This window comes from Candidatus Poribacteria bacterium (assembly GCA_009839745.1).
GTDB lineage: Bacteria > Poribacteria > WGA-4E > WGA-4E > WGA-3G > WGA-3G.
Map to the genome: position 1 here is coordinate 1 of VXPE01000052.1, position 19,113 is coordinate 19,113.

Sequence of the window (19,113 nt, forward strand, 5' to 3'; positions counted from 1 at the left end):
CTTATAACTTTAGGATATTTACCCTATTTAATCAACTTTTTTGGCGAAGGTATTGCCTTAAATGGCATAATTTGCCTTAGTTTTACATTTGGAGAGCGGATATAAGAAAGGTATGCTAAAATTCAAATTTACATTATTTAACCGCAAGGAATAATTAAAGTTATGAACATCTTGATTACCTCCGCTGGTTCTGAGTTGGCGCGCAGCGTAGCGGGAGCATTCGCGGCGGAACACACACTCCGCTTGACAGAGTTGTATTCTGTTGACACTGTTGAAGGGACGTTCGTGCAAAGCGAACTTGGGCACGACGAGTCAACCAACGAACTGGTGCGCGGTATAGATACCATTATCCACATCGCCGAAACACCGCCTAACCTTCTTGCTGAAGCCGACCAACCCGACAATTACGCTATTGATTATCAGACGCGCTGCACTTATAACCTCCTGATGGCAGCAGCGGAAGAAGGCGTGAAACATGCCATTTATGCAAGCACGCTCCGCCTCTTTGAGCAACACGGTGAAGACTGGACGGTTACAGAGAGTTGGCGACCTCGTCCTACTGTGGATAGTTTTGTGCTTTCAAAGCATCTTGGTGAGTTCACATGTAGAGAATTCGGGCGTGAAGGCAAACTCAACGTGACGTGCCTCCGTCTGGGTAACCTCGTTACTGCTGATGCCGCGGCAACCGCCGAACCAGATTCAATGTGGCTTGAGATGAAGGACGCAGTCACCGCGTTTCAGGGAGCCCTTGAATCGTCCTCGCCGTGGCGGATCTTTCACATCCAGTCAGAGTTCCCCGATTCTCGTTTTTCGATCGGGAAAGCCAAGGGGCATCTAAAGTTCGATCCGCAATTCGTACCGTAGCGGACGGGAATAGTCGTCAGTTATCAGGCGACTGAAAATTGTTAAAAAAATACGCCAAAGATTCAAGTTCCAAACAACGTTTGGGACGGCACCGTGAAGAGGATTCGTTTCGGCGAAACCTACATATTTAACCGCAAGGAAAGTTAAAAGATGAAAGTTCTTATTTTAGGGGGGAATGGGTATCTCGGACCGCATGTCGTCAAGGCATTGGAACCTTACTATACGTTGCGCGTCACAGACATCAACGAGATTGAAACGAAACATGAGTCGATGCACATTGATGCCGGTTCACTGGATCAGGTGATGCGCGCCGCTGAGGGAATGGACGCGATTCTCAATTGCTCCGTCCTACGACACGATCGGCAACTGGCTTTTGATGTGAGCACGCGTGGATGTTACAATACGATGCGCGCCGCTCTCGAACACGGTATCCGTCGCGTTATCAACACGGGACCCCATTTCACCATCCAAGGGGATGACTATACCACTTACGATTACGAGATTAACCCGGATGTGCCACCGCACACCAGCACTGGACTCTATCCGTTGACCAAGGGGTTAGGACAGGAAATCTGTAAAGTCTTCACTGAACATTACGACATCTATGTTCTCTGCTATCTGTTCCTGAGTTTCCGGGAGCACGACGATCCTGCAGAAGGCACCGATCTCAATCCCTTTTCTGTCAGTTGGCGGGACGCAGGCGAAGCCTTCCGACTGGGTTTGGAGATCGATTTGGAGGACCTCCCATCACGCTGTGAGATTTTCAATATTTTCGCAGATTTACCGCATCAGCAATTCTCGAACCTCAAAGCGAAACGGATTTTAGGTTTCGCGCCTCAGGATAACTTTGAGCGGATGTGGCATAAAACGGAATAGAACATCAATACACAGACTAACAAGTCTATGCTACAAAACCGTAGCCTGCAACAATACACAGAAATACGCAGAAATACGCAGAAATGCCCAAGCAAAAACGCCCCAAGCAAAAACACGCAGGCGGATATACGTAAAGGGACTTCAAACTTGAAACCTACCTGACCGAACCGCAAGGAAAAATTAAAAAGCCGCAAGGAAAAATTAAAAAATGGAGATTAAACTCTTGGCACATCGAGGCGGCATGGGGCGTGCCCCCGAAAACACCCTTGCTTCCTTCAGACAGGCGTTGGTGGACGGTGCCGATGGATATGAGTGTGATGTCTGTCTCACCCAAGATAAGCAACCCGTCCTGATTCACGTTGGTTTCAACCGCTACAGTATTCAAAAGGCTACGGGATGCTCAAAATCCCTCAGTGAACTTACGTGGAAAGAGGTCCAACAACTCACGATGGAGGCATCTAATGAACCTGTTGCCCACCTTGACGATACCCTTCATTTCGCACGAGAAAACCAAATGCCGTGCTTCATTGAGCCGAAGACGGACGCGCCAGAATTACTCCCAATCATCGTAGAACAAATCCGCCATTTTGAAGTCGTTCATCTTGTCAATATTCTCACGTTTTACTTTCGAAAGCATTTGCTTGTGGAGGCTAAGCGTTTGGAACCAAAGTTGCAGACGAGTGCGATTCTCATTAATCCGGCGGCGAACTTCCTCAAGGCAGCGGCTGCTATTGATGCAGACCGCATCATCTTAGGCTGGAGTGGGATTAATCACTTTGGGCTTTATAACGCTTTCACGCAGACTGTTACACGCCAGGTTAAGCAGCTCCAGGCAAACGGAATTGTTGTAGATGCCGGGTTCATTCAGACGGCAAAAGATGTCGATTGGGCGGTCTCGCCGCAGAAAGCTGGCGGTGTTGATGGCTTATGGGTGGACGATGTGCCTTATATCAGACGTTGTCTCCGAGAGATGTTTTAAACTATTAACTTCAAGTTTCCGTGTACCATGCAATAGGTTCGTTTTGTAGGTAGGGAAGCAGCATTCTCCGAAGTTTCCGACGGGCGTGATGTAAGTACGTTTTAACCGTGCTCTCCGACTTGCCCAAGCGTGATGCAATCTCTTTTATTGGGAGTCCTTCCCGGTGCCGTAGGTAAAAAACACTGCGTTGGGTAAGAGGCAGCTGGTAGGCGGCTTTACGGATAATCTCTTCGAGTTCTTTCCTTTCGAGAAGCTCACACGGTGAAGGTTGCACCTCGGCCATTTGAAGTGTGTCGTCTGCGTTCTGCGGTAATTCCTCGAATCCTATAACATCGTGTCTATTGCGCTTACGGAGAAAGTCAATGCTACGATTGACAGCAATTTGGTAAAGCCAACTGTAAAATACGGATTGCCCCTTGAAATTTGGCAATGCCTGCCACGCCTTCAGAAAGACCTCTTGGCAGAGGTCTTTCGCTGTCTCACGGTCACAAACCTTGCGATAAATCAGATTATAGATTTTTTGTTGATATTTGTACACGAGTGGATTAAACGCCTCTGTATCACCATTTTGGGCGCGTGCGACAAGTTCCTGCTCATCGAAATGGTTGAGTTCAGTATGTGTTGTTAAAACATTTCTCATTTTTCTAATTATGGCCTCCTGGGCTGTGCTCCATTACATTCCGCACAGGTTTTCGGTAAAGTCAAAATCCTTTTCAAACCTTGAGATAGTTAAAAAACTATTCGATCCATTGCATTGTTTCTCGGAGCTGTTCCTTTGCTTTGGCGTAATCTCGACGTGCCTGATAAAAAACACGTTGCGCCTCTGTAAATTGTGCTTGTGTTTGAAACGCATCGTTATAAGTCATATTTTGATACCCGGGTATTTCAACCGTGACTTCATCCAGCACGCGTTCTATTGTTCGTAACCTTTGCTCAAAAATTCTCACGCGTGTTTCTTCGATCTCCGCCCGTTCTTTGGCATTCGCCACGGCACGGTAAGCCCGTCGCACCTCTACGCGGATTGACTTTGTTGTTTCGACGTATTCCAACTGAAGTCGTTCAAGTTCTGCGATTTCTACGGCGCGAAGATGCTTCGTTTTGTTCCCATCGTATAACGGAATATTGAAGTTAAAACGCACTTCCCACCCATCTTGTGTCCGTGGACGGGTTTGAAAGATACTGGATGCATCTCGCTCCCGATCGAGTATCACTGGATCGTAGAGTGCCTTTGCATCCCATGTTTGGTTCCGTTCGTGTTGTTCCAGCAGCACATGAAGGTCCTTGTAACGTGCTTCAGCAGAGAGTTCAGGAAATCGGTTCCAGATTGTCTCTGCGGCGAGACGTTCTTGACGCACGATATTGCCTTGTAAGTCGCGTAAATTGAGATTATTTACGAGTGCAAGTTCAACTGCATTCTCTAATGTCAGGTCGTCCTCAGGGAGAGGGTCTGAGAGCGTAACTTGCGCCAGCGGATCAAGTCCGGTAAGGCGGATGAGTTCCGCGGTGTCTACATCCAATCTACGCTGCAGCTCATTGAGGGCAAGCTGCTGCTCGGAGAGTTCAAGTTCCGTATTGAGGCGACTGAGGAAAGGGATCCGTTTTTCTGCGTGCTTGATTTGTGTGCCTTTCAGTTTTTTATTCAGTTCGACCTCGATCGCACGCCGTTCCTGAATCTCTTCCTGTGTCAGGACGATGTTGTTCCAAAGATTGCGGACATCGTGAACGCTCTGCTTTTTCGAGCGTTCATATTCAATCTCTGCCCTACGGACATCTTCCTGTGCGGCGTCAAGACCTTCGGGGATTTCGCCAAATTGGACAAGGAGCATACTCGCTTGTGCGCGGGTGAGATAGTCCCTTTCATCAATATCGCCATCTTTTTGGCGTTGATATTCACCGGTGACCCCCACCTGTGGTAGGTAAATGGCTTTGGACACTCGGAGGTTTGCTTTGGCGCGTTCCACCACTTTTTCTGCCTTTTTCACGACTTCATTGTTCTGTAGCGCGAGTTCGATGGCGCGGGCTGGCTGAAGTATGACCAGCTGCTGCCCTGAGACGACGCTCCCAATGGTAAAGAATAGGCAGATCGCTAATACTTTTGTTAACCTCTTGTTCACTACTATCTCCATTTCAATAGTTATCGGTTATCAGTTGTGAGTTAAAGAAAATTTTGATAGTTCTAACACCTCTTGGCACTGATAACCGACCACTGAGAGGAAAACCCGAAGGGTTTCCGTACTGACGGTTATTCTTCAACGCCGACTAATACGGACTGTGACGATAACAATCCCAATCATCAGGAGGATCAAGGCACCGAACAGGAGCGTCGTCACCGACATTTGTGTCTGAGACTCGACTTGCACCGTGATCGAACGGTCGCGTGCTTCAAACTTACGATTGTCGACAGTGACTTCTGCGTTCAACTTCGCTTGGTATTCTCCCACGCCGATGTCCACAGGTGGACTCAGCGTCAATTGAATGTCTGTCTCCTCGTTTCGTTCCAATGCGCCGACAACTTCAGGGATAACCGTGTATTTCCAATCCGTGTTGACATCGACAAGCATACGAATGTCCACGAGGTCGCGGGTGCCTATGTTCTTTAGCGTCGCTGTCATGTTGACTTCTTCGCCTATCTTGATCGTCTGGAAGGCGTTCGGCACGAACACCTCAATCTCCGGCACACCCTTTGGAATCAACTCGAACCGCTCGACACCGCCTTGTATATTCGCAATCCTATCGGCAGGTAAATCCAAGCGATTGTTCACACCCCCGAGTTCATTCGCTTCCGCCTCATCAATCACAGCTACATAGAACTCAAGCGTGTTATCGAGGTAGGACGCATCGAGTTCCTCCGGGAGATAGACAATCAATGACAGATCCCGCTTTGACTGTTCTTGCGTGAACTTTACCTGAGACTGTCGAGATTGCGTCTCTGGGTCTTGGAATTCAAAGGAGAGGCGGTTGAGAAGGTTAATAACGCGGAGTTGGAAGGTGTTCTCCGTTTCTGCCAACCGATCGAGCGTCAAATCGTAGGTGACACTGCTGCCTAAGTTCCCTTCCTGTGAAAAGCGGAGCGAGCTGACGTTTACCACATCCAACGCAGATTCTTTTTGCAGATAGATGAGTCGCGTTTCGGGTTCGTCAAGTTCGGGGTAATCTAACGATACCTTCAAACTCTCGACATCTTTCTGAAGTTGGAACGTCAATTCCGCTGTTTCATTGTAGCCGAGAACCGGGATCTTCTCTTCATACGGTTTAACGATGTTCGTGTCATCGGTAACATCGAGTAAGGAGACATAGATGCCGCGAATCTCATTTGCGGCTGCAATCTCTTCAGGGGTCGCGTTGACGGGCATTGCCTCGGTCGTAGATGTGTTTTTTAGTTGAATCGTCACCATCATTTGGTTGTCGACGCGAAACTTCTTCGCACTCAGGATAGAGATGTAGCGTGTGTCCTCCTCAAGATGAATTTTGTAAGAAATATCCTTATCCAGGTATTTGAGATTAACAGTGAGGTTATCCACATTCCGCCGCAGTTCAAAGTCGAGGGTTTTCTCCTGTCCGTCTTTCAGCGTTGGAATGCGGGGTTCATAAGGATAGCCGATGATGGATTCCGTGTCGTCTTTAATGGAGACATAGACGTTATTGATTTCTTGTGCCGTGTTGGTACCTGTTTCTTCTGTTTCGCCTTCCAAGGCACCGTAGGTCAGAACAACTTCCAGACGCCGCCGATCCGCCTCCTTATAACGTCTCGCCGATACCACAGAGATATACGGGTCATCCTGTTTAAGGTGGATGTTCTTCTGCTCCTCACGCCCCGAGTACGTCAACTCGACGACGACATCCCGCACGTTTTCTTTAATGAGCTCAAACTCCAGGGTAACAGACTCCCCCTCTTTGAGCGTCTCAATCCGTTGTTCGTAAGGTTCGGTGATCGTCGCTCCGCTGGTGCCATACCCTTCCTGCTCTTTAATCTCGACGAAGATGTCGTCAATCTGTGCGCTGATGATAATCTCGCGGCCCAACACTTTCGAGCTTTCAACGAGTTTGACCGGCACTGAACTGTTCCGCAAGGTAATTGAGAACAACTCCCGTCCATCAGCGGATTCATAGAGTCTTGTCTTTTCAACGGTGATATGCCACTCATCTTGCAGCGACTCAAGTTCTGTCTGTTGGAGCGTCAATTTTGCCTGTTCATATTCATCGACGGCGCGTTCGTAAGCCTCTTCTGCAGTATTCACCTCCGAGACGGTGACGATGTTGTTTTCCTCCATCAGCATCGCCTTGAGGTTTTCGAGCTCCACCTGCTTCTTTTTCATTAGATTTTCTGCCAACTCCATCTTCAGGCGATCGATTTCTATCAGGATTTGGCGGCTCTGTTCCTCTTTCGTTTTCGGGCTGTTATCGTTAACAGGCGGGATCTCTTCTGGCACTGCTGCCAATGGAACAGACAGTGATACCGCTATCGCGCTCATAAATATCAGTGCAAACGTCAAAGACTGAAAGCAGGAATGGAAGGATGGATGGGTGGAAGGATAGGTGCCCAATCTCCCAATCTTCCAATCTTCCAATCTTCTCTTCCTTTTTTTCTTGCATCCATCCATAGTTTTATCCTTCTAATCCAGTTCGGTTTAAACTTCTTCCGGTTCGTATCCAGCAACATAGTGCAGATACAACGTCTCAAGGTTTTCTTTGAGAATTTCTTCGCGTGTCAACTCGCGTTCAAGGTTGCCTTCCACGAGAATGCCGATCCTGTCAGCGATCTCCTTGGCACGAAAGATGTCGTGCGTAGACATGAAGATGGCTTTGCCTTCCTCTCTCAACTCACGAAGAAGATTCAGGAAATCGGCACCCCCTTTGGGGTCCAAACCCGAAGTCGGCTCATCGAGGAGAACGGCTTGTGCATTCTTCATGATCGCAATGGCAATGCCCAAGCGTTGGCGCATTCCTTTGGAAAAGGTCTTGACGCGCCGTGTAAAGGCTGCCTCCGGTAAACCGACACGTCCAAGCGTCGCATCGAGGTCCGCGTTGGATACCTTCTTGCGTCCACCGAGCTTCGCGAAGAAGGATAGGTTTTGACGCGCCGTAAAATTTCGATAGAGTTCAACGTTTTCAGAGACGTAGGCGAGATGCTTCTTTGCCTCCAGTGGGAACTTTGGAATCTCAATGTCGCCTACCAAGGCAGTGCCGCTTGTGGGTTCGATGAAGTTCAGCAGCATGGAGATGGTCGTGCTTTTCCCAGCACCGTTCGCGCCGAGGACAACATAAATTTCGCCATCGTCCACTTTCAGGTTCAACTTGTTAACAGCTAAAACGCTTTCGTTATAAACTTTCGTAAGATCACGGGTTTCTAACATGAGGTTCCTCCTACGGTTGATTTTTCTCTAATGGTACTGGAAATATAAGGAATTTTCAAGGAAGAATTTTATTTCTCCTTTTAGTGATGGGCTTATGGGCTGCAGATATTCATACCTCCGAACGTATGAAAACGAGGAATGCTCCGGAAAGAAACACAACGAACAGCAACATAAGCAGTAGTATATCCACCATTGCCGCGTTGACCGTATCGCTGAAAGTAATCTTATCCTCATAAGTTGGGAGTGCCCTTGACGAGATCGGCTTTTTAGACATACCCTCAGGGATACCGATAATATGAGGACTCTCTGTATCGGCGCGGTCGGTTTCAACAATGAAGTTTCTGAATGCCTTTATATGAATATCTACACGCGCAAGGAATTGCAAATGGCGATTCAACCCGGTGCCTGCCATGGATTCAAGGGCGTATTCGACTATCGCCGCTGGAGAGAAACGGGTAATGCCTCGTGCACGCTGGACCTGTGCGATTTGTGCCGCTAAATGCGCTCTGTTCAGTCTTTCCCGAATCTCCACATCTTTGTTGACAAATTCAGCCTTGATCTGTAATTCCCCTGAATCTACCTCTCTGGATTGCAACTTTGCCAATTCCGATGTTAAGGCTTCCTCCTTCCCTGCCGCGAATTCTCCTGCCTTTTCGGGCGAAGTTTTTATAAGTTGCATAAATTCACTCAGAAAGCTGCTGACTTGTAATTTGGCTTCCAGTTGTGCGTAAAAACTTTCATCAACCTGATCAAGAGCACTCGCTTTTGCCATTTCCCGTTGGTGGACGGTTTGGACGGGTGCCATCCATTTCTGGGCAAGCGTGCCGAGGGTAGAAGGCATAAACACGACAAGTGCCACCCAGATTATCAACAGGATGACGAGACTCACGCGGCTCTCTCGGGTGCTCGCCGACACCATCAATCCTATCGCGATAAAGATGCCAGCATAGCCTGACGCAATCAGGACGATCATGCCCAAACGGCCCCAGTCTGCCGCTCCGAACTGTGTCCAACTGTCCGTGGAAATCACTGCCAGATTCAGCAACACCGCAAAATAGAAGGGGAGTAGGACCGTTAGGAGGGTCCCCAAAAACTTTCCAACTAACAGGGCAGGACGCGATATCGGATTCGCGAGGCACAGTCGAAGCGTTCCCCTTTCTCTTTCGCCAGAGAGGGCATCAAACGTAAACAGAAGCGGGATAAAGGAGAGCAGATAGGTGATGATGAACACCCAATCTATTTTTGTCGCCGCGGGACGAAGATCTCGCACATTCGGGTTGACGGTGGAATAATCCAGCGACCAGATACTTTTTACTGATACGCCTGGGAACGTTTCTTTACGCCAAGACCCCCAATTGTTCGTTCCTTGCCCCGGCAAAAACGTCTCGCTACCGGCTGCAATGAAGGTCAGCGGAGAGGGGCGTTTGTAAAGCGCACCGGGCCCCTCTTGTAGCAGAGAATAGAGATCCGTCTGGGACTGCAATTCATTTCGGGAGGTGTTAACATTCTCGGAATACTTCCGGACCTTAGCTGGGTGTGTCTGAAGATGCACGACAGCGTTGGTTACCATTAATGCTGACATCACCAAGACAGTCAAGGCAAAACGCAGACTATTGAGATGGTCTAAGAATTCGCGTTTGATAACATGTCCGATCATCGTACTTTCTCCTTCAGAAGTTACCTGTCCAGCTATACCTCAATTTTGACAAAAATCAAGATTGCCACCATGAATAGGACGATATTGATTAACAATAGCAAAAACAATTCTGGCAGGGCGCGCTGCGCGTTTACGTTAACATCTACTTGCTGGAAAGTAAACCGAGGTAAATCCCACCAATCTACTCTCCCTTTGTCAGACGCGAACCAGAGTCGACTTGCGAATGCGTCTCTGTCATGGAAATAGTCAATTAACGTTTGGCGATACCTCTGTGTAGCACGACTAAAATCTAACATCCCATCCAAGTCAGTACCCGCCCAAGCAGAGGTCGCGAACGTATACAAGCTTGCAGGACTGAGTTTCATCAACCTTTCATCCCATTTCGACTGCCGGATATCTGTTCGTGCCAAGCCTTGTTCACGTATCAATGCAGCCTTTTCTGCGAGACGGATATGCATCGCATTGATGAACGCGTGGTAATTTTGGAAAGGCGAGATGAACGGTTCTGAAGCCGTATTCACTTGATACATATTGAGCCTATATCTTCTGTCAGCACGCAAGGATGCCCCTGAATAGCCTATATTAAACCTGGGAGGATCCCCCTCCAGGGGACTGTTTGCTAAGAACTGTTGTTTTTCTCTCTCGGCTTCTTCCCACATCTGCTCAATTTGTTGGCTCACGGATTGTTTTTCGGCGCGTATATCGCCCCCCGGATTCATGGAAAACCGACTCCAGTTGGGATAAACAAGCACCAAAGTCACCCAGAAGAACATGCAGAGGATCAGGGACGTAGCCGTGCGGCGAGTCGTCACAGAAATCAACAACCCGATCAGGTAGAAGAGGGACAAGTAGACAATTGTCGTCAAAACGATCCCACCAATCCGGAGGAAATCCTGTCCGTTGAGTTGAATTGAATTCGCGAGAGAGCAAAGAAGCAGCACTATCAGTAAGCTCATTAGCACAGGGAGTAGCAAGCAGATCATCGCAGCGATATATTTACCAAGCAAAATTCCGCCGCGTCGAACCGGGTGTGAGATAACCAGACGTAAGGTGCCAGCTTCCCAATCTCCCGCAATCGCATCATAAGCGAAAAGCAAGGCGAGAAGACTCAGCACCACTTGAAAGACAGAGACCAAGTCTACCTTTGAAAAGAGATTCAAATACGGATTCTCCAGATTTCGCCCGGAAACACTTGAAATCAACGGGACACTCCCATGATCAATTTCAACAGTCGTCCCCAGTCGCTTGTCTAATCCTGTGCTAAAGAGACTTAAAGGGTTCGGAGTCCGCTCGACGAACAGTTCTAACATCGAATAGGTGGGGGCACTCACCGCTTTCTCACGATGAACCTTTGCTTGCTGGCTGGAACTCGCCACTCGGCTTTCATGATCATCAATTAGCACAATTGTATTGGCAACAACGAGCAGAAGCGTAATCAGGAAGGCAGCAAGGAACCGCGCGCTCATGAGATGGGTTAAGAGTTCTTGGCGTATCAGGGTGCCTAACATAATGTTGATCCTTCCTGCCTACATATTTTAATTATATGCAGCTAAATCCAAAATCTTTAGTTTTTTTAAGATGTACGCTTGAATGTAATAACACCTTCGTCAAAGAAGAATTGAGTAAATAAGGAAACCAATACCTTAACCTTATAGGTGAGCGCGCTACACCTTAGAAAGGATATTTGCCCATGTATGAGATTATATCACTCTTTCAGTTTCGTATCTACGTTTTATTTCGTCCATTAATAAACGGACAGAGTGCCAGCGTTTATAGTCGCATGCAGTGTGATCTACGACCTTTGAAGAAAGACGGGTCACTTCACTTTAATGACAACAAGCGTCACGTCATCCGCTTGGGGTTTACCGTTTGCCCAGGATGTACTTGCCTTGAAGATGTGGTCAATAATCGCTTGCGGGGATTGGGTTGCCACCTCCGTAAACAAATTTTTTGTCTTTGGATAGTCTAGCATTTCATTTTCCGGATTCAACATCTCTGGCAAACCGTCACTCATGAGCAAGAGGGTATCGCCGCTGTGGAGTTCGTACGACATCTCTTCTCGCTCGGATCCGATAGACCAGCCGAGGGGCGTGCCTTCAAGGAATATCTCCTCAACTCTGTTTTCGTTCGCTATATAGAAGAGGGCAGGTGGCATTCCAGCACCTGTCAGTGTTAGTGTGTTGTGATTTACTGTAGCGAGCATCATCGCCATGGATAATCTTTTCAGATTCATGCTCTTAATACCCTGGGAGATATGATCGAGCGTTTCCAAGTTGTCAGCGTCTTGTGCTGAGGTCTTGAAAAGGCCCTTAACAGCGGAAACCACGAGTCCAGCATTCATGCCGTGTCCTGTTGCATCCCCGATGGCGAATGTAAGCCGACCGTTCTCGCTGAGAGTGTAGTCATAATAGTCGCCCCCAACTTCCGTTGCGGGTTGCATCTTAAAGGCGACATCAAGGTTAGGAAGTTCCGGTGGGGTTTGCGGCAGCATTGACACCTGAAGGTCATGTGCTGCTGCAAACTCTTCTGTTTTACGGGCGTTTTCGGCTGCTAACAATTTTCGCTCAAATACCTCAGTTTCGAGTTGGCGGCGGCTCCGGGCGAAGTTGCGAGCAAGATAAACCGACATCGGAAAAAAGGGAACAAGTGCACTAAATTTCCAACTAATGTATATTGTGGTAATATGTGTTGGGAAAAAAATATACGCGAGCGGCAGGATAAAAGGGGCGAACGAGCCGATTCCAAAAATCCACGCGTCATCTTTTTTCTTAGAGATGGCGACGATAATTACCCGTGCCATCTCTAAAAATGTGAGGCTTGTAAACAGGAATAGAAGTGAAAGTGTTAGTCCTACACTCTCCGAAACCCTGATATTGTGGGTCCCATCAGACCAGCTTGAATGGGGTGTACTTTCACTAATGGGCGGAAAGCCTGACTTAAGACTCAGGAGACCCACGCAGAGTGTTACACCCCAGCCAATAAGAAAGCCCCAAAAAGATTTTGGCAGTTTTACATAGAAAAGCGTGTACAGAAACAGCAGGGCTGCCAAGAACATCAGGACATAAACGCAGATAAGGAGTTGAAGCAGGTGTAGAATATGGGTTCCATTTGTCGTCAACAAGGTAAATTGGTGCAGAAAAAAAACAAACGTCCCGATACTCCCCGTTAAGATAGAAAAATATAAGTTTTCCCGCATGCGAGGGTAAAAGATAAATAACAACAGGTGCTGCAGCATCAGAAAAGCCGAGATCGCTGTCCACACCATCTGAAAAGTAGTGCCTTGGCGAACTGTGTTGACACGTTTTTTAATGCTTGCGTTTAGCGGGGTGAGACTCAAACTGAAGCCGAGGAAGGGGCTCGATTGATGGAGCAAGAAATTGGAATATCGAACCGCGATGAGATGATCAGTTTTACCCGAAAACGAAATCGCCTGTGGATTTCGCTCCCAATAGGGTTCCTCTTCCCCTTGTCGTGTTCCTACTTTACCGAATTTATAAATCAGTTTTCCGTCGAGATAGATTTCAGATGCCCCCATTTGATACACCACATGGAGGGCTAACGGCATATTCCAAAGCTGCTCATCAGCAACGGAGAGATGAAGTCTGAACCATCCAATACCCTGCCATCCACCCTCGGGCAAGGCATTGGGAGATAACAATATGCTCGTGGATTCCCACGCTGTATCATCGAAAGTTGGACTCGCCCATTCCAAGTTATCGCCTGGGTGATACTTCCAAGAGGCACTCGACCAATTTACCCTCCCCGAATTCACAGTTTCTAACGTCAGGACGTATACGTCGGTGCCCGGTATAATTTCAGTTTCGTGGGCAGACACTTGTGATATGAATATGAGTCCTATTAAAATGAGATAGAACCTTAGAATTACCCTGTGTTTCATACCAATACCTTTGCCAAAGAAGAATTGAATAGATAGGGAAACCAATATGCCAAAGTGATGGATGAAGAAACCATAGTGTGAACAGGAGAATGCCTATGTATGAAATTATATCACTTTTTAGCGTTTTACATCTACATTAACTTGATATTATACCATTTCTGATTGAAAATGCTTCAATAAACGAGCTCTTTGTAGCATAGGAGACCGTTGGTCTCCTGTGCAGTCTGGTGGGGTCTTTGAAGCGATCTGTCAATGCAATATAATCTTTTAGAAATGGTATTACATGCCTTTTGTAGAGGTGTTTAAAACAAGGTGACCTTTTTCCGTCGCTACGCGAATGTTGCTTTGCTGGGCAGTTGGGTCTAGGGATAGTCCCAGGTGTCCGGTAGGGTTGGTCTGTACTCGGAAACTCCCCTTCTTCCAAGTAAAGCACAAGGATTGTGAGGCCAATCGTTTCCCACCTTTCGAGATGACTTGGAGTGACAGGAGATTGTGGGGCTGTGCCAACCCAGCAGCGTAGGTATGATAAAGTGCTTGTGTTAGGTCAAACGCAACCGCGCGAAGGCGGGTAAGTGACTCCTGCTTTAAGTGCTTTCCACCTATTTCCCCGTCATGACACTGAGCACAGACAGAAACCGTCTGTTCAGGAACCTTCATCCTCTGGACACTGTTATGTTGATGCACCCCAATCATTTTTGAGATCATTTTAGGGATTTCAGATATTGGTGGTGTCTGTGTCCGAACCAGTTCAAATACTTCGTCCCGCCAGCGGGCACGGACAATGCCTAAGGGTAGAACGGATGGGTTCGCCCAAATTTCCAAAAGAGGCTCACAACTGCCATCCGGGGCTTGTAGTTGGGCAAAATAGTGCTGGCATTCAAAGATACCGCTTGCTGTTTCCACCATTTCTTTCCCAACATGTTCGAGAATTAAAGGATGAGGCGGCACACTGCGCGATGGAACGAGAAATGGAACAGCCCTTGTGGTAAAGATAACCTTAGCACTTTCGCTGCCAGGGCGGAGAGATTCTGTGCTCAGAAGCCGCCATACCTCCATATCTATTCCATTATATTGTACCAGCCCCTTCGTTTTCAGCCAAAAATCACTGTTGGGTTGGCTTTCCGATGCGACGACTTGGAAGGCGATTTGTCTATGATCGGTATTGGTTTTGAGTTGATATACTGCAGAATCACCGGGGTTCCATTTGTCAACTCCCAATTGTTCTGGGGCAATGAAGAGGTACCTCACGCTGAGTGGCGCCTCCTTAACGATGGTGTGAAAAGCAGCAGCGGCTTTCCACCGTTTCTGGAAGTCAAGGAATAGCCACAGCGTTAACAATGTAGTGACACACACAATAATAGGGAGTAAGATGCGATTACCCATAATATTAGTTTCTCCTCTGAAAAGCGACAAAACCATTTTCATATATGTGACAGATTCCGCTTCTGATCGGAGCACTTGTCTCGGTCAGTTGTTGCACTATGACTCTGTACTCGCCCGGTGGTGGCGCGGGCAGGTCGAAGGCGACAGCATTGGATGTTTTAGTTATCAATTTGCTATCGTGATACGTGCTTGTACTCACAAGGACTGGTTCGCCCTGTTCTGATTTGGGATACCAAGTTACCTTACATCCGACGCTGTGTTCCCATGGGGTTGTCAGTTCACATTGATGCTCATCTACCTGATAATAGAGACAAAGGGTCACATGATTCGGGGAAGTAGTACTTTCATAAAGTGTCAGTGCTACAATGTCCGGAAGAGAATTTTCCATCTCTGTAGAATTAAAGCCTACTTTGTAAAGCCTATTTGTGTCTTCACGCGCGAGAGAGATGAGCCCATTTCCTTCCAACGCTTCCAATTTCTGTTTTTCCTTTTCGTTAAGTTGTGCTTCATGTGTTAAGACATATTGGGTACCAAAGGTATTGAACGCTGCGAGGACGGTTTCAGGTGACGATTCCGCTATCACTTTTTTCAGATCAACTTTGGCATGTGGGGTAAAGCCGGAATATCCATTCACTATCCTATGCCAATGGAGGGTGCTGTAATACAGGAACAGTGCCTCCGTTTCTAATTGTCGCTCCGAAGGACCTCTCGCTAATGGGAGTTCAAGCAAGGTTGCCTCGGGGGGAAGTCTTTTGACGTGCTGGTAGATGCGTGGGACTTCCGCAATGCTTCCTGGCACCTTAACCAGCCGAGCAGGGAGCGGCCAGCTCTCTAAAATCACAACTGTTAGGAAGATGGGGATAAGTACAAACCGCCATCGTGGGGCTGCTCGTTGAGATAACCAAAGGACACCCCACCCCGCAAGTACGGCGAGGAACAGGGTAGAAAAAATGACGAACCGATATGGCGATCGGATGGAGGAAAATCCTGGAACAAATTGATAAAGCAGATTGTAAGGCGAGAACCATGCCACGATTCGGTATACGCCTAATCCGGTGGCGTTTGTCGGTGTGAGTGCCATGCCGAAGGAGAGCCAAAAGGCGAGCCCAGCCATGACGAAGTAGAATCTCCCGTAGTGTTGTGGGAACCCCACCTTCTGGGCCTGTTGCCCTCTACCTACCGGCATGCTTTGTTTATTGGCGGTGTTTTTAGGATCCTTGGCTCTAAAAATGGCTATTGTTCCGATACCTGCAAGGCACACGAGCGTCGCACCGAGGAATATGCTCCGGTCGGGACTACCGATGTCCAAAATTCTCCCGTAAAGCCAACTGTTCTGAGGCAATTTAAGGTAATCTGAAAGCACTGCGGATAGGTTCTGAACAAGGAACTTCGGACGCGACAATTCCATCGCAGTCTTAGCGGATTGCATACCGACAATTAAGGGTGCTAAACACGAGAAAGTTATCACTGCTGTAACGCCGCCACGGATTAAGGTTTTCCATTCCATGTCTAACACTTTTCGATACCCAAATTTAAGGACGAAGCAACAGACGAAAACGCTAAGAAAGAGTCCATAGTAGGCACATGTATACCAGCATCCAAGGAAGCCCGCACAGAAAAGGAGGGCATCTGCCCATCTGTTGCTGTTGAGAAAGCGATGGATGCCTAAAAAGGTGAGGGGCAGAAAGAGCGTCGCTAACAGTTGCAAGACTCCCATTTCAGCGAACATATAGAAATGAAATCCATATAGGATACCTGCTATGACAGCGGCTCCCCATCGGTAACCTCGGTATGTCTTGGAGTGAAAATTCTCCTTCCTTAACGTTCCAAAGAGGGACCAACAGAGGGCGTAAACCGCCATACCAGCCCCCCAGATGAATCCGAGCAGAAGCAGGTTATACATTAAAACCGTATTCGCACCGAGGAACACCAACGGGAATGTGAGTAAGCCCATACCCAATTGAGGTTCTGAATAGGCAAGGGTTTTCTGATGCGGATAGAATAAATTCGCATCCCAATAACTGTCCGCTTGTCCTTTTAACCAGTGATGATTCCATGCTAAGGTCCAAAGGTTGAGATAGGGGACGGTCATAACAGGCTGCTGGCCGGGGGTTACATGCGTGTTCAGATGCATAGCAACGGGCCAAGTCATTGCTACAGTAAGTACCAAAAAACAGAGGCCTGCTAATAAGTGTGGATGAGATTTTAACAGTCTAATGAGCATTTTTTATCCCCTGCGAAAAAGTTGCAACCTGAAAAACGAGAGAAAACCGTCGATAATTCCGTCTACCATATCACGCGAACCTTACTCTTCTTCGCTTCTGCAGAAACCATTACCTCGTAATCTAATATATCTTTCTCAAACTCCATACGAAGCACGCCATTTGGATCCGTTTGGAAACTCATACGTCCACCTTCAACCCATCGGAATTTTAAGAGTCCAAACGGAACCGATTCCCCCTGCCGTGTGAGGATTTGAAACTGAACCTTCTGTCCAGGCAACTCACGGACATGGGTTTTGAGAAATGACCCGAGTTCAAATGCCTCTTCAAATTCAATGTGGTTTGGGGAGGAACACCCCACGACACCGAGCCAGACTGAAAATACTATCAGGTAACTGTATTTTGAAATCATTTTCTGTTAACCTCCTATCGTGAATTTTAGAATGAATTAGACAGTGTAGGCGAGGTTAGGAACTTTGCCCACACGTTAAGAAACGATTTTTGCTTGGAGTTTACCAAGGGTCTACTTATTTATCAGATTTGCCATAAATGGTTCTCAGATCTGTTGACGACTTCCTTTTTCATCGAATGGGTTGTGAAGCGATTTCAAAGAATTGTAGTCCTATTTCTAATCCATCAAGTGTTGCTACCTGAACATGGCTAAAGAGTGTCTCCTCATCCATGTAGATAACCACTCGACCAAGATCGTCGGATTGAACTCGAAAGGATCCGCGTTCCCACGAAACACGGGCTATTTTACGAGGCGTTCTTTTCAACTTCGTTGGAGGTTTCGTGTGTTTGAGTGCATTGATATTGGACACGCTGGGAACCGCCATGATTTGGCAGACGAGCGGATCTATACTCGGTTCAAACATGCCGGCTTTCAAGCGATGGTAGAGATCCTCTGTGACATCTTTCGCCTTCCCAAAGTCGCTGATGTCTTTTGGTTTATTCCCACATCCGCTCCAGATAAGTGCTATGATGCCTATGAGGAGTGCCAATGCCTTACCGGGGTGGCGAAATGAGTTCGTGGCAGTTATCATATCCATGGCAAGAGGTACATCCTTGTGCTAATGTTGTGATGCCTTCAATAACAGGGTGAATCAGTTCTGGGACATCAAATACTGTGTCTTGTCCGTAGGATGCAAGTTCCAAAACTTCGTTGGGTGTGCTCACTCGGACAATTCCCAAGGGCCGGATTTTGGGGTTTACCCAGATTTCTATTGGGGCGGAATTCGTCCCAAACTCAACACGGTAGTGAATACAATCGAACAGACCCGCTGGGGTTTTCGTTTCACTTTCCTCCAGTTTGACGAGGGTCGCTAAGGGAGTGGAAACTTGTTGACAAAAATCATCTCGCCTGGGAACATAATTCCTCACAAAATGAAATCGCGGGGTTTCAGAGGTGATACGTAGATCCGTGGGCGAGACTAACCGATAGATATCCTTGGGGATCGCACGAAAAAAAGCGAGGCCCGTTTTTCGCATCCAGTAACGACTCTGTCCCAATGTGCTTAGTTCTCCGATAATATGAAATTTCACATCCCTCGCAGACAAACGCGCTTGCATTGCATCGGACTTGAAATGTTGCTCCAGTAGAGATGAGACTATAGCAGACTTTTGGTTGTATTGATATTCCGCATAGTCCCCGATTTGCCACTGTTTTACCCCCAGTTGAGAGGGTGAGATTAAATTCAGTGTATAGGCGATATCGTCCGTAGGGCATTCTCGGACTCCAACATCTTCATAAGAAGCTCCTTTTAAAACAGAGAGGCTGACTAAGAGAGCACCTGCAAGGCATACGGAGATGAGGAGGCTCATTCGCCACCCTTGAAGGTTTTGGTGAAGGAGATTTTTGAGTTTGTTTCCCTGCATAATAT

At 47.5% G+C, this 19,113-nt stretch carries 15 protein-coding genes; 3 read left to right on the top strand and 12 right to left on the bottom strand.

Translation table 11 applies throughout. The annotated features are described in order from the left end of the window. The first annotated feature begins 162 nt into the window (after positions 1-162). The 3 genes from F4X88_08640 (at position 163) to F4X88_08650 (ending at position 2,719) form a co-directional block, all read left to right on the top strand. Positions 163-864 (top strand): NAD(P)-dependent oxidoreductase, encoded by a 702-nt coding sequence (locus F4X88_08640; protein ID MYA56347.1) that lies wholly within the window; start codon positions 163-165, stop codon positions 862-864. Positions 865-1,014: 150 nt separating this feature from the next. Next, positions 1,015-1,740, top strand: coding sequence for an NAD(P)-dependent oxidoreductase (locus F4X88_08645; GenBank protein ID MYA56348.1), 726 nt, complete (start codon positions 1,015-1,017; stop codon positions 1,738-1,740). A 208-nt stretch (positions 1,741-1,948) separates the two neighbouring features. After that, the gene (locus F4X88_08650; GenBank protein ID MYA56349.1) at positions 1,949-2,719 is read left to right on the top strand and encodes a hypothetical protein; all 771 of its coding nucleotides are present in this window, start codon (positions 1,949-1,951) and stop codon (positions 2,717-2,719) included. A 10-nt stretch (positions 2,720-2,729) separates the two neighbouring features. Here the strand turns inward: F4X88_08650 and F4X88_08655 are convergent, their stop codons facing one another. The 12 genes from F4X88_08655 to F4X88_08710 form a co-directional block, all read right to left on the bottom strand. Beyond that, positions 2,730-3,359, bottom strand: a complete 630-nt coding sequence (locus tag F4X88_08655; GenBank protein MYA56350.1) for a sigma-70 family RNA polymerase sigma factor — start codon at positions 3,357-3,359, stop codon at positions 2,730-2,732. Between the two features lie 97 nt (positions 3,360-3,456). After that, a complete protein-coding gene (locus tag F4X88_08660) occupies positions 3,457-4,845 on the bottom strand; it encodes a TolC family protein (protein ID MYA56351.1) in 1,389 nt (462 codons plus the stop codon). Positions 4,846-4,968: 123 nt separating this feature from the next. Next, complete coding sequence (locus F4X88_08665; protein MYA56352.1) at positions 4,969-7,320, bottom strand: hypothetical protein; 2,352 nt, start codon at positions 7,318-7,320, stop codon at positions 4,969-4,971. Between the two features lie 27 nt (positions 7,321-7,347). After that, positions 7,348-8,073 carry an ABC transporter ATP-binding protein gene (locus F4X88_08670; protein MYA56353.1) on the bottom strand — a complete coding sequence of 242 codons (726 nt, stop codon included), beginning with the start codon at positions 8,071-8,073 and terminating at the stop codon, positions 7,348-7,350. 109 nt (positions 8,074-8,182) lie between these two features. Next, entirely contained in the window at positions 8,183-9,730 is a 1,548-nt protein-coding gene (locus tag F4X88_08675; GenBank protein MYA56354.1) for an ABC transporter permease subunit, read from the bottom strand. A gap of 32 nt (positions 9,731-9,762) precedes the next feature. Beyond that, entirely contained in the window at positions 9,763-11,238 is a 1,476-nt protein-coding gene (locus F4X88_08680) for an ABC transporter permease subunit (GenBank protein MYA56355.1), read from the bottom strand. A gap of 308 nt (positions 11,239-11,546) precedes the next feature. Beyond that, positions 11,547-13,628, bottom strand: a complete 2,082-nt coding sequence (locus tag F4X88_08685) for a SpoIIE family protein phosphatase (protein MYA56356.1) — start codon at positions 13,626-13,628, stop codon at positions 11,547-11,549. Between the two features lie 279 nt (positions 13,629-13,907). Then, positions 13,908-15,011, bottom strand: coding sequence for a hypothetical protein (locus F4X88_08690; GenBank protein ID MYA56357.1), 1,104 nt, complete (start codon positions 15,009-15,011; stop codon positions 13,908-13,910). A 4-nt stretch (positions 15,012-15,015) separates the two neighbouring features. Continuing rightward, on the bottom strand, positions 15,016-17,235 hold the full coding sequence (locus F4X88_08695) for a YfhO family protein (GenBank protein ID MYA56358.1): 2,220 nt from the start codon (positions 17,233-17,235) through the stop codon (positions 15,016-15,018). Between the two features lie 62 nt (positions 17,236-17,297). Beyond that, a complete protein-coding gene (locus F4X88_08700; GenBank protein MYA56359.1) occupies positions 17,298-17,645 on the bottom strand; it encodes a hypothetical protein in 348 nt (115 codons plus the stop codon). Positions 17,646-17,814: 169 nt separating this feature from the next. Continuing rightward, a complete protein-coding gene (locus F4X88_08705) occupies positions 17,815-18,282 on the bottom strand; it encodes a hypothetical protein (protein MYA56360.1) in 468 nt (155 codons plus the stop codon). After that, positions 18,239-19,108, bottom strand: coding sequence for a hypothetical protein (locus tag F4X88_08710; GenBank protein ID MYA56361.1), 870 nt, complete (start codon positions 19,106-19,108; stop codon positions 18,239-18,241). Before F4X88_08710 ends, F4X88_08705 begins: the two co-directional genes overlap by 44 nt. Positions 19,109-19,113 lie beyond the last annotated feature (5 nt).